The following is an 11,899-nucleotide window of genomic DNA, read 5'->3' as shown; positions in this document are numbered from 1 at the left end:
CGGGAATTCAGATAATAAGTGCGACACTCATGGATGAATGGCGAGAGGTGGCCAACTGCTGATTGGTGGTACCCTTCTGCTCGCCAAAGTAAAAGCAGTATCACCATGAGCTATCAGCAGTTGACCGAGGGGCAACGATACCAGTTATCGGTGCTTCGCGCACAGGGGATGTCCATCCTTGCCACCGCACGCGCCATTGGCGTTCATCGCTCCACCCTCTACCGGGAGCTGCGTCGTAACGCCGGGCCGCAGGGCTACCAGCCAGACAATGCGCATCAGCACGCCACCCACCGACGGGCCAGTGCGGCCAAATCTCGGCTATCTGCCGATGTCATCCAGTTTGTCGAGCTGACACTCGCCTGGTGGTGGAGCCCGGAGCAGATAAGCGCGGTGGGCAAGCAGATAGGCCTCATGGTGAGTCACGAGTGGATATACCGCCATGTGGCCGCCGACAAAGCCCGGGGTGGCCAGTTGTACCGCCATCTGCGCCAGGGCCACAAGCGCTACCGCAAGGGGGCGAGCAGCCTGCGTTCTCCCATCAAGGAAGCCCGCTCTATTGATGAACGGCCGGCTATCGTCGATAGCCGGGAGCGGCTCGGTGATTGGGAGGCGGACACGGTGCTGGGCAAGCAAGGCACAGGTGCACTGGTCACCCTGGTGGAGCGCAAGAGCCGGCTCTATCTGGTCAAGCGGGTCGCGAGCAAACAGGCTGGGGTGGTGCGGGATGCGATAATCGAGATGTTAACTCCCTACATCGAGCAGGTGCATACCATCACCTTTGACAACGGCGGCGAGTTTGCCGAACACAAGGCGATAGAGGAAGCGCTGGGTGCCGAGACTTACTTTGCGCACCCTTACTCTTCGTGGGAGCGCGGTCTGAACGAGAACAGCAATGGGCTGTTGAGGCAGTTTATCCCAAAGGGAACAGACCTGAGAGAGGTCACGGACGAGGATGTCAGGAGAGCGGAGCAGTGGCTCAACCTACGACCTCGGAAATGTCTCGGATTCAGGCAGCCTGTCAAGGTATTCGAAGAGTACCGTCAGGCGGCATAGGCGAGTGTCGCACTTCGAAGTTGAATTCGCGAACTACAGTTGGTTTTCACCAACGAGTTAAATGTGCATGGAATTTTACGATCGAACCGGAATGTCTGTTTGATGAAATAGATATCGAAGAGTTTGATGCCCTAGTAATACCGGGTGGTATGAGCCGTGCAGGCTTTTATGATGATGCATATGACCCAAGGCTATTGGCATGGATTAAAGATTTTGATGCCAAGGGAAAAGTTGTTGCTTCGGTGTGCGTGGGGGCATTGCCTATTGCCAAAAGTGGTGTGCTAAGTGGTCGCAATGGTACGACTTATCATCTGAGTCAGAAACGGCAACAACAGATGCAAGAGTATGGTGTACAGGTACTGAATCAACCTATCGTTATCGATGGGAATATTATCACTTCACGTAGCCCGTCCACTGCAATAAACGTTGCGTTTCTTGTCGTGGAGATGCTTACCTCAAAAGCCAATCTAGAAAAAATTAAAGAGGGGATGGGGTTTCTCGACGGTGGCATCTGCTAAATGTACGAGTTCTTGTTGAAGTAAAAATAGCTTGGTGCTTTATATTGAGTGCTCAGGGTAGATCTTTTTGGCTATCAGTATGTCTTAATAATTTATCAGTTTGTTTATTTTTTTCAATATGGCTTGAGCAGGGAATGAGATGGATATTGAGCTGATTGATGTGTCGCAAAATGAATTTGATCAGGTCTTTACTGCCGTGAAACAGGGGATTTTTCCCTATGTTGAGGCGCTCTTTGGCTGGGATGACCAATTTCAACGTGAACGGATAACCAGCTCCTATCTGCCGCAATGGTTTTCGTGGATCTTGCATGGGGGAGAACGCATTGGTTTGTTATGTAGCAAGCCATATGAGGATGCCCAGCATGTCCATCTGCTGATCATTTTCCCTCAGTATCAGGGGCGGCAGCTTGGCGCTGCCGTGATGGAACGGCTTCATCAGGAGGCTGAGCGTGAGGGGAAATGCCGGGTCACCTTGTCCAGCTTCACAGAGAACCATGGGGCGATACGGTTTTATGAGCGCCTTGGTTACAACGTGGTTGAAGAGGATCAGGCGTTTGTCTCCATGTCCCGGCCGTTGGGCTGTGACCTCGGATTGAAAAAAGTGGTTAATGGAGAGTTGTGATGGCAATTTTGAATATTTTGACGGCTCCCGACCCCAAATTGAGGCTCAAGGCCGAGCGGGTTGAGGATATCGCTGCCGTACAGGGGCTGATCGATGACATGCTGGAGACCCTGTATGCGACGGAAAACGGGATTGGCTTGGCCGCGACTCAAGTCGGGCGTAAAGAGGCCGTCGTTATTATCGACTTGTCCGAGAGCAGGGATCAGCCGCTGGTTTTGATTAATCCACAAGTGATAAGCGGTACTGACAAGGTGCTTGGACAAGAGGGTTGTCTCTCCGTGCCGGATTATTATGCGGATGTCGAGCGTTACAGCTCGGTGGTGGTATCTGCACTGGATCGAAAAGGCAATCCGATTACGATTGAAAGCAGCGATTTTTTGGCCATTGTCATGCAGCATGAAATTGATCATCTGGATGGCAACTTGTTCATTGATTACCTGTCACCGCTCAAGCGGCAGATGGCACTCAAACGAGTTAAAAAATCTCTCAAGTCCGCCAGCTAATGTTTGCGGATAGTGGCTGGCCGTTTTAGTAATGTGGAGTGCAGGCAGAATGAAAGTGGCAAGATGGAATGTCAGGGCACTGTTTGGCCGCAATAGCAATGAGGTGCGGAGACGTTATGGGCTGAAGGCTCTGCTGTTGCTGGGAACATTGTGGGTAGCTCTCACTGTATCAGCCGATGAAGAGCAACTGCCGGCCGAATATCGCCCCTTTGTGCAGCAGTTGGTCGATGCGGCAGAAGCCCGGGATCATCAGGCCCTTGCCAACCAGATGAAGTACCCCTTCAAGCAGGAGCATCCCATTCCCGCCATCAAAACCCCGGCGGAGATGCTGACCCGTTTTGATGAGGTATTTGATGACGCCATATTAAAAAGCATCGCTACATCACGGGTCGGGCAGGATTGGCAGACCATGGGGTGGCGCGGCATTATGCTCGGCAGTGGCGAGGTCTGGATGGATTTTGATGGCAAGGTGATCGGTATCAATCATCAGACGGCGCAGGCCGCCAAATTTAAAGCCGAGCTTATCGCCAGGCAGAAGAGTGGTCTGCATCCCAGTGTGCGGGAGTACAAGAGCCCCGAGCTGATGTGGCAGACCGAGAAATTTACCATCCGCATCGACGAGCTGGACGATGGCCACTATCGCTACGCCTCCTGGGCCAAGGGCAAGACGCTCGCCGACAAGCCGGATCTGGTGTTGAAAAATGGCACCGTCAGGGTGGAGGGGACGGGGGGCAATCATACCTATCTCTTCACGAGCGGCCCCTATCGCTACGAGTGCGTTGTCACCGTATTGGGTGAGCGAGGCGTGCCACCGGGTGAGTTGGTGGTCTATAAAGATGACGTCGAGATAGTGCACCAACCGGTGATCAAGGTGCTGTGACGCCAACGCCATATCACGACTTATCAAAGAGCGGCCAGGTGCCGCTCTTTTGCTTTCGCAAACTGAAGAATGAGCTTCGCTAGCTTTGCGGCACCCTGACCCCTTTATCGAGATAGAGGCTGCTGTAGTGGGCGCGGTGGGTGACAAACATCACCTGATGGCGGCTGCCGTCGGAGAGGATAATAAAATCCCCCGCCTGAGCGGGGCTCTGCAAGGTGATCTCCTGCTCGGGGGCGGTCAGGCGATCGACATCTTCCTTGAAGGTGAGGGTGTAAGAGTACATATGGCGCTCCACTGCTGGCTCATATCAAACACTCCGTTGAAGGTAGTTGCTGGCATGGGCACGCGCGGCGCCCGATTGGCGCTGTTAGACCAAATATCAGCGGTGAGAACGTGCGTGGCTTCAGTCGGGTTGTTCTGCTGAGGTGCGCTTGAGGCGTTTACATCAAGGCCATTGGTATCAAAACGATGGTAAAGGGGCGAAAGGGGGATGAAAAAACCGCCTTTTGGCGGTTTCTCTTATGCGATGGGCCCTACTTCAGGGCCTTCTTTAGCTTCTTGATCTTGCCTTCATGCTTGGCAATTTTCTCAAGACGAGCGGCGATCTTCTTCTTGATCTCTTTCTTGCTTGCTTTGGCCATCGGTGGCGCTCCTTTGCAGTGAGGACACATGAGGTGTCAGTGTGGGTCTTCCCTTTGACGTCCCAGAGTGCCACAGGGCTCCTTTGTGAACCAGCACTCTGTTGCTTTAATAGCCAGCTCGCTATAACTGCAAGGGGCTGAGCCAGCGCAGCAGTTGCTGGCCAACCTGCGGGCTGGAGAGCAGGGCCATATGGCTGGTGCGATAGACAATCAGGGTATGGGCAGGAAGAAAAGCCAGCTGATGGCGCGCTTCATTGTGCTGACCGAGGGCGCTGCGTAGCGGCACCAGTCCATCGCCAATCAGCCGGTCGGCCAGCAGGCTGCGCTTGGTGGCAGTGGTCGCGGCAATGGCATAGCAGTTGACGCTGCAGGGCAAGGGGAGTGGGACGCGGGGATCGCGCAAGGGCGCGGCAAGGTCGGGTTGGGCGAGCGTCTCGGTCACCTTGCCGTGGCGCAGATCCTTGATGCCAGCACTGCGCAGCCGCGCCAGTCTGACGAAGGGTTCGCTGTAGGCGGTAGCGGGCAGTAACTGCTCCAGCCAGTGACCTGCATGTTCGAGCGGTGCGCCGTGGTGTGGTGTGCCGAGAAAGATCAGGTTGGCAAGGTGCGCAAGCCAGGTAAGCCCGGCCTGGTTGGCATGGTGGCAGGCGCTGCGTGCAACCAGTCCCCCCATGCTGTAGCCCATTATCGTTATCTCTTTGAGCTCTCCCGGCCAGTGGGCGAGCAACTGCTCCAGCAACAGGGCAAGTTGCTGCCCGTTTTGTGTAATGGGCAGGCCCGAGTTGTAGCGCAGGTAAAGAGGCTGATAGCCAAGCGCGGCGGCAAGTTGCTCTCCGTGATTGACCGGTTTGCCTTGATGTTCGGTCTGCCACTGCAGATCGTTCATGCAGAGGCCATGGATCATCAGCAGCACCCGTCCCTCGCGGGGTAGATCCTCCGGCATCGCCTGCCAATCGAGGGGCTTGCCCTGATAGCGCAGGGTCATGGGGGTGGCGAGGGCATTGTGGTGTTCGACCAGCTTGTCCCCCAACACGCCGTTGAGCGTGGCGATCAGGGCCGCGCGTTTCGGGGTTTCGGGGATCTTGTGGGGCGGCGGTGTGGCTGGCAGGCGGCTGAGCAGATGGTTGATGCCGCTGCTTAGGTTGTTGGCGGTGCCATGTACCCCCTTGTAGACCAGCCCGGTGATCCCGGCTGTTTTTCCCTCATCCCGTCCCTTGAGCCCCATACCGCTCAGTACCGCCTGATGCACTGCTTCGGTGATCTCTACCGCGGCGGGCAGCGCCAGAGTCAGCAGGTGCGCCAGTTCGCGGATATCCGAAAGATGCCAGGAAGAGGATGGCGATGGGTCTGTGGCGTCGGTCATGGCAAGCCCTTGTGGAAGCGGGTATCGCGTTGTCGTGCCGCGAAGAGCGCAGCGTATCTCTATATCAAACCAGCTTGCGCCCTTTGTGGCGGGTTTACCAGTAACGGGCCATGCATGGCGGGGCTGATAAGAACCGCTTGCGAAGCCGGTCACGGTAATGACAGGGAAAATCACCTCTACTTCGTCATATGAAGCCACATGGAGAGGTGATGATGTCGCTGTTTAATGAGGTGCGGGTACAGGATTTGTGTGCACGGTTGCTCGATAGCCAGAACGAGAAGGGCTGCTCCCTTGAGAGTCGGCATGGCCGCGAGTTGAAGGAGTTGCTGCAGGCTTTGGGTGGAGTCGAGTCAGTTGGGCGCAGTTCCCGTCATATATTGACCGACGCGGGGCGGACTTTTCTGACCGGACAACTGGCACGGGCTGCGCCCCCCGAACCGGACAAGGGGGAGCATCTGCAACGTCTGGGAGTGAGTTTGCCTGCACGGCTCAATCAGGCCTGCTTTTATGCCCTCTGGCATGGGGACAGCAAGCATCCGCGATCAGCATCCCTTGCCGCGCCACAGCTTGCGGACTTGTCGCTCACGCAAGATGAGGTGATCCGCATCCGTACCCTCGAACCGCTCTCACTGGTCGATCGGCAGGGTCAGCTGCACGATATGACGGCAATGATGGCACTGCTGGAGGAATTGGCGTTGCCGGAGCGGACTCTGGGCACGCTGGCGGCCATCGGCTGGCAAGGGGAGCGGGTTATTACGGTGGAGAATAAGGGGGCCTTCGTCGACTACCCGCTGCAACCCGGGCAACTGCTGCTCTTTGCCCCCGGTCGCAATACCACCCTGGCCAAACAGCTGATCCCGCTGCTGCCTGCGGGCGTGCAGTGGGCCCATTTCGGTGATCTCGATCAACGGGGTATCGATATTGCCATCGAGCTGGCGCGCGAGCTAAATCGTCCTGCCATGCTCTGGCTTCCCTGTGAGCTGCAGCCTTATCTGGAGCACTATGCCCGTCCGGTACGCACCTTTGCGGCGGGCAGTGGCAAGGTGCCCTGGCGTGTGACGACGCAGGCCGATCAGGTCGATGATCATGGCTCGCCGGCAGACGTCCCCTGGCTCGATAAACTGTTCACAGACGGGACTTGGCTGGAGCAGGAGGTATTGATTCTGGCCCCTCACTGGCGGAGCTGGTCATTGGAAGAGATGGGCAATCAGGGGTGAAACGGGGAGTCCGCGCTCCCCGTCATTTCGTGGTCAGCTGTTTACTTGGCGTTGATGGGCCCCTTGGTTCCGGCATCATTATCGACCCAGCCATCTTCACCCTTGATGCGGCGATCCCCCTGAATGGTGTAGATGACCATGCCATCCTTGAACACCAGCGCGCCATCGGATTTCTTGGCATTGACCTTCTTGTCGTTGACCCACACCTGATCCTTGCCATCGATGCGGATATTGGCCACGGTGGCGCCGGTTTGGGGGAAGGTGGCGATCCAGTTGCCCGCATAGGGGCTGGCGCTGGTTGCCGCGGCCGGAGCATTGCCAACACCGGCAGCCGCGTTCTCAGCCTTGGTTTTGTTGATATCGCAGCCATTAAGCTCGCTCACCTGAGTGCAGCCCGAGCGCTCGAGCTTCTGCTCATAGCTCAGATTCAGACCGCCCTCCGCGGCTGGGGCGGCCGCGCCAAATCCCGCCTTGGCATTTTCCGCTTTGGTTTTGCGAATGTCACAGCCCTGCGCCTCGGTAACCTGGGTGCAGCCGGAACGCTCCAGTTGCTCGGCATATTTGGCGCTGATGGCGTGGGCAGGGGCGATCCCGAGCAGGGTCAGGGTGATGAGCAGAGCAGCATTCCTGGACATAGATAATCCCTCAAAGATGTAAGTCATGCAGGTTCATCCGCGCAGTTGCGGCAGTGAACGTCGGCCTCTTCTGAGCATCCGAGACAGATGCGCAGCTGGCGTATTCACGTTAGCACCTTGGGCCAACCGCGCCCAGCAATGTGATCGGAAGATAAGGCGAGAGGCGATACGGGCGGGGAGTGCAAGGGAGGTTAAATGGCCGTGACATTTCTGCAGAAGAGGTGGTAACAAAAGAGCAAGTCACTGCACGGCATTATCATAATGATAACGGCAACCCCGCTGATATCATTTCAGCCCCTGAAACTGACCTTTGATGATAATTCTCACCGATGCCGAGATATCGCCTCTGATTATTATCACCCGGCTATTTTATCGCTTGGCCACCCTATCCATCCTTTTATGGAATAAACCGCTGAAATAGCCACTGATTTTGTGGGTGGCATCACACACTTTCGTCATTTATTAATATCTGCCTGCATTTTATTGGTTTGGCACGGTTATTGATTGCCTCATATCGACGCTAACCGACGCGCTCACCCACAACCGGGATGCTGGTGACATCGTGAGTGAAAGGGGAGCTATCCATATCTCATCCAATGATTGGGGCGAACGATGAAAGCAGTTAACGAATTAATCAAAGAGATCAGAGCACTCAAATCCAACTTGCATGAAAAAGATTTTCTGCTGACCTGGGAGCAAACCCCTCAGGAGCTGGAGCTGGTATTGAAACTGGCCGAATCACTCAAGACCCTGCGCGCCGAAAATATCTGCACCAAACTGTTTAATAGCGGGCTCGGTATCTCGGTTTTCCGCGATAACTCCACCCGAACCCGCTTCTCTTACGCCTCTGCGCTGAACCTGCTCGGTCTGGCCCAGCAGGATCTGGACGAGGGCAAATCCCAGATCGCCCACGGTGAGACCGTCCGTGAAACGGCCAACATGATCTCCTTCTGCGCCGATGCCATCGGCATTCGTGACGACATGTTCCTCGGTGCCGGCAACGCCTATATGCGCGAAGTGGGCGCCGCACTGGATGAAGGGTTCGAGAAGGGCGTACTGCCCCAGCGTCCGGCGCTGGTCAACCTGCAGTGCGACATTGATCACCCGACCCAGTCGATGGCTGATCTCGCCTGGTTGCAGGAGCACTTCGGCAGCCTGGATAGCCTCAAGGGCAAGAAAATTGCGATGACCTGGGCTTACTCCCCGAGCTACGGCAAGCCGCTCTCCGTGCCGCAGGGCATCATCGGCTTGATGACCCGTTTCGGTATGGACGTGACCCTGGCCCATCCGGAAGGGTATGACCTGATCCCGGACGTGATCGAAGTAGCCAAAGAGAATGCCAAGGCATCTGGCGGCAGCTTCCGTCAGGTCACCTCCATGGAAGAGGCGTTCAAGGATGCGGATATCGTCTATCCCAAGTCCTGGGCCCCCTACAAGGTGATGGAGCGGCGCACCGAGTTGCTGCGCGCCAATGACCACGCTGGCCTCAAAGAGCTGGAGAAACATTGCCTTGAGCAGAACGCCAAGCACAAGGATTGGCACTGCACCGAGGAGATGATGAAGCTCACCAAGGGTGGCGAAGCGCTCTATATGCACTGCCTGCCCGCCGATATTTCCGGTGTCTCCTGCAAGGAAGGGGAAGTAACCGAAGGGGTATTCGAGAAATACCGTATCGCCACTTACAAAGAGGCGAGCTGGAAGCCCTATATTATCGCCGCCATGATCATGGCCCGTAAATTCTCCGCCCCGGCAGAAACCCTGGAAAATCTGATTAAAGAGGCGCAAAAGCGGGTGAAATAAATAACGGCAGGGCAGGGTGAATATTCATCCTGCCCACGCTGTCGAATCCATTATTTCGAGTTTTCTCCCCGTGGCATCTGAATAACGGATCTCCCGGCGAGGCAGCTCTTTGTCAGGTAACGCCTAGTGAGGTAAGCATGTCCCAATTTTCTTTGAAGATGGATATTGCCGATAACCGCTTTTTTACCGCCGAGCCATCTCCGCTGTTTTCTCGCGCCGAAGCACAAAAGGCTCGCGCTTTTCATAAAAAACTGGCCGGTTATGAACCGACCCCATTGTGCGACCTGAAAGCTCTGGCCGCCTATATCGGGGTGAAAAATATATTGGTCAAGGACGAGTCAAAGCGCTTTGGCCTCAATGCCTTCAAGATGCTGGGTGGCGTTTATGCCATCGCCAACCTGCTCTGTGAAAAATATGGGGTGGCCATCGAGGATTTCTCCTTCGATCTCATCAAACGCACCATCAAGGAGCCGATGACATTCGCCACTACCACAGATGGCAACCACGGTCGCGGCGTTGCTTGGGCCGCCAAGCAGGTGGGTCAGCATGCGGTGGTCTACATGCCCAAGGGCTCGGCCCGGGAGCGGGTTGACCACATTCTCAATCTCGGTGCCGAGTGCATCGTCACCGACATGAACTACGACGACACCGTGCGCCTGACCATGAAGATGGCCGAAGAGCGCGGTTGGCACATAGTGCAGGACACCGCCTGGGAGGGCTACACCAAGATCCCGACCTGGATCATGCAGGGTTACTCCACTCTGGCCGACGAAGCGGTCGAGCAGATGCAGGCCATGGGCATCAAGCAGCCGACCCACGTGCTGCTGCAGGCCGGGGTCGGGGCGCTGGCGGGCGGTGTGCTCGGTTATCTGGTGGACTGCTTCGGGGCGAAAAACCTGCACAGTATCGTGGTCGAACCGGATCAGGCCGACTGCATCTACCGCTCCGGTGTGGCGGGGGAGATGGTCAACGTGGGGGGCGATATGCGCACCATCATGGCCGGTCTCGCCTGTGGCGAACCCAACCCCCTCGGCTGGCCGCTGCTCAGAAGCTGCACCACCCAGTTCATCTCCTGTCACGACAAGGTGTCGGCGCTGGGCATGCGGGTGCTGGGCAACCCCCTTGGCAATGACCCCCGCATCATCTCCGGTGAGTCCGGCTCGGTCGGCACCGGCGTGCTGGCTGCGGTGCGCCACCACCCGGATCGCGCGGCGCTGATGGAACGTCTGGGGCTAAGTCGCGACTCCGTAGTGCTGATCATCAACACCGAAGGGGACACCGATGTGACCCACTACCGGGAAGTGGTGTGGGAAGGCAAACACCCGGCCTGCGAGTAAGCAACCACAAATCAAAGAACTGATCGCGCCTCGCCAACGGGGCGCGGTAACGGGCACAGGGCGCTGCCGACGAACAGGCCGCGCACTCTCAGTTGTTATGGAGAATCACAATGAGCAAGCAAATTCCGTTTGAAATGGTGTTGGAGAAGGCCTACCAGTACAAGGCCGAGATGAGTCAGTTCCTGCGCGACATGATCGCCATCCCGAGCGAGAGCTGCAATGAAGAGCGCGTGGTGCTGCGCATCAAGCAGGAGATGGAGAAGGTTGGTTTTGACAAGGTTGAGATCGATCCCATGGGCAACGTGCTGGGCTATATCGGCCACGGCCCGCACCTGATCGCCATGGATGCCCACATCGATACCGTCGGTGTCGGCAACCGCGCCAACTGGACCTTCGACCCCTATGAGGGGATGGAAGATCACGAGATCATCGGTGGCCGCGGTGCATCTGACCAAGAAGGGGGTATGGCCTCCATGGTTTACGCGGGCAAGATCATCAAGGATCTGGGGCTGGAAGATCAGTACACCCTGCTGGTGACCGGCACCGTGCAGGAGGAGGATTGCGATGGCCTCTGCTGGCAGTACATCATCGAGCAGAGCAAGATCCGCCCCGAGTTTGTGGTCAGTACCGAGCCCACCGACTGCCAGATCTACCGTGGCCAGCGTGGCCGCATGGAGATCCGTGTGGAAGTGCAGGGGGTGAGCTGCCACGGCTCCGCGCCGGAGCGCGGTGACAACGCCATCTTCAAGATGGGCCCCATCCTTGGCGAGCTGCAGGAGCTGAGCCAAAACCTTGGCAACGATGACTTCCTCGGCAAGGGCACCCTGACCGTCTCCGAGATCTTCTTCACTTCGCCAAGCCGCTGCGCCGTGGCGGATAGCTGCGCCGTCTCCATCGACCGTCGTCTGACCTGGGGCGAGACCTGGCAAGGTGCGCTGGATGAGATCCGCGCCCTGCCAGCGGTACAAGCCGCCGGTGCCGAGGTCTCCATGTACCAGTACGACCGTCCGGCCTATACCGGTCTGGTCTATCCGACCGAGTGCTACTTCCCGACCTGGAAGGTGGAAGAGGATCACATCACCGTCAAAACCCTCTCCAAGGCTTATCGCGAGCTGTTCAACAAGGAGCCGGTGGTAGACAAGTGGACCTTCTCGACCAACGGGGTCTCCATCATGGGGCGCCACGGTATTCCGGTCATCGGTTTTGGCCCGGGTAAAGAGCCGGAAGCCCACGCGCCGAACGAGAAGACCTGGAAAGAGCATCTGGTCAAGTGCGCCGCCATGTACGCCGTGATCCCCATGCTCTATCTGGCCGAGCTGGACAAGTAAGG

General features: G+C 57.0%; 12 protein-coding genes. 9 read left to right on the top strand and 3 right to left on the bottom strand.

The window, feature by feature from the left end; all coding sequences use genetic code 11:
• Positions 1-105 precede the first annotated feature (105 nt).
• From AB5Y67_RS11110 to AB5Y67_RS11090, 5 genes are all read left to right on the top strand, one after another.
• Positions 106-1,053, top strand: a complete 948-nt coding sequence (locus AB5Y67_RS11110) for an IS30-like element ISAs2 family transposase (protein WP_019706001.1) — start codon at positions 106-108, stop codon at positions 1,051-1,053.
• A 20-nt stretch (positions 1,054-1,073) separates the two neighbouring features.
• The gene (locus tag AB5Y67_RS11105; RefSeq protein ID WP_368207726.1) at positions 1,074-1,571 is read left to right on the top strand and encodes a DJ-1/PfpI family protein; all 498 of its coding nucleotides are present in this window, start codon (positions 1,074-1,076) and stop codon (positions 1,569-1,571) included.
• A 139-nt stretch (positions 1,572-1,710) separates the two neighbouring features.
• Complete coding sequence (locus AB5Y67_RS11100; RefSeq protein WP_064338032.1) at positions 1,711-2,193, top strand: N-acetyltransferase; 483 nt, start codon at positions 1,711-1,713, stop codon at positions 2,191-2,193.
• On the top strand, positions 2,193-2,696 hold the full coding sequence (gene def / locus AB5Y67_RS11095; protein ID WP_064338031.1) for a peptide deformylase: 504 nt from the start codon (positions 2,193-2,195) through the stop codon (positions 2,694-2,696). The genes AB5Y67_RS11100 and def overlap by 1 nt, the downstream gene beginning before the upstream one ends.
• Positions 2,697-2,745: 49 nt before the next feature.
• A complete protein-coding gene (locus tag AB5Y67_RS11090; protein WP_064338030.1) occupies positions 2,746-3,576 on the top strand; it encodes a hypothetical protein in 831 nt (276 codons plus the stop codon).
• 79 nt (positions 3,577-3,655) lie between these two features.
• Here the strand turns inward: AB5Y67_RS11090 and AB5Y67_RS11085 are convergent, their stop codons facing one another.
• Both AB5Y67_RS11085 and AB5Y67_RS11080 read right to left on the bottom strand, forming a co-directional pair.
• Positions 3,656-3,859 (bottom strand): hypothetical protein, encoded by a 204-nt coding sequence (locus tag AB5Y67_RS11085; RefSeq protein WP_005352285.1) that lies wholly within the window; start codon positions 3,857-3,859, stop codon positions 3,656-3,658.
• A gap of 479 nt (positions 3,860-4,338) precedes the next feature.
• Complete coding sequence (locus AB5Y67_RS11080) at positions 4,339-5,580, bottom strand: triacylglycerol lipase (RefSeq protein ID WP_064338029.1); 1,242 nt, start codon at positions 5,578-5,580, stop codon at positions 4,339-4,341.
• Between the two features lie 212 nt (positions 5,581-5,792).
• Between AB5Y67_RS11080 and AB5Y67_RS11075 the strand changes: the two genes are divergently transcribed.
• A complete protein-coding gene (locus tag AB5Y67_RS11075; RefSeq protein WP_064340037.1) occupies positions 5,793-6,797 on the top strand; it encodes a Wadjet anti-phage system protein JetD domain-containing protein in 1,005 nt (334 codons plus the stop codon).
• A gap of 41 nt (positions 6,798-6,838) precedes the next feature.
• Here the strand turns inward: AB5Y67_RS11075 and AB5Y67_RS11070 are convergent, their stop codons facing one another.
• Positions 6,839-7,432: a hypothetical protein gene (locus AB5Y67_RS11070; protein ID WP_064338028.1), complete on the bottom strand. Its 594-nt coding sequence runs from the start codon at positions 7,430-7,432 to the stop codon at positions 6,839-6,841.
• A gap of 612 nt (positions 7,433-8,044) precedes the next feature.
• Between AB5Y67_RS11070 and ygeW the strand changes: the two genes are divergently transcribed.
• The 3 genes from ygeW to AB5Y67_RS11055 all read left to right on the top strand — a co-directional run bounded on the left by ygeW (position 8,045) and on the right by AB5Y67_RS11055 (position 11,897).
• Complete coding sequence (ygeW, locus tag AB5Y67_RS11065; RefSeq protein ID WP_042080838.1) at positions 8,045-9,232, top strand: knotted carbamoyltransferase YgeW; 1,188 nt, start codon at positions 8,045-8,047, stop codon at positions 9,230-9,232.
• A gap of 137 nt (positions 9,233-9,369) precedes the next feature.
• Positions 9,370-10,569: a diaminopropionate ammonia-lyase gene (gene dpaL / locus AB5Y67_RS11060; protein WP_064338026.1), complete on the top strand. Its 1,200-nt coding sequence runs from the start codon at positions 9,370-9,372 to the stop codon at positions 10,567-10,569.
• Between the two features lie 110 nt (positions 10,570-10,679).
• Positions 10,680-11,897 (top strand): YgeY family selenium metabolism-linked hydrolase, encoded by a 1,218-nt coding sequence (locus AB5Y67_RS11055; RefSeq protein WP_199427992.1) that lies wholly within the window; start codon positions 10,680-10,682, stop codon positions 11,895-11,897.
• The last annotated feature ends 2 nt before the right edge of the window (positions 11,898-11,899 follow it).

It is taken from the genome of Aeromonas sp. s12 (assembly GCF_040907925.1).
Classification (GTDB): Bacteria; Pseudomonadota; Gammaproteobacteria; order Enterobacterales; family Aeromonadaceae; genus Aeromonas; species Aeromonas veronii.
The sequence above is the reverse complement of the archived record's forward strand: the minus strand, read 5'-3'. Positions and strand labels throughout refer to the sequence as shown.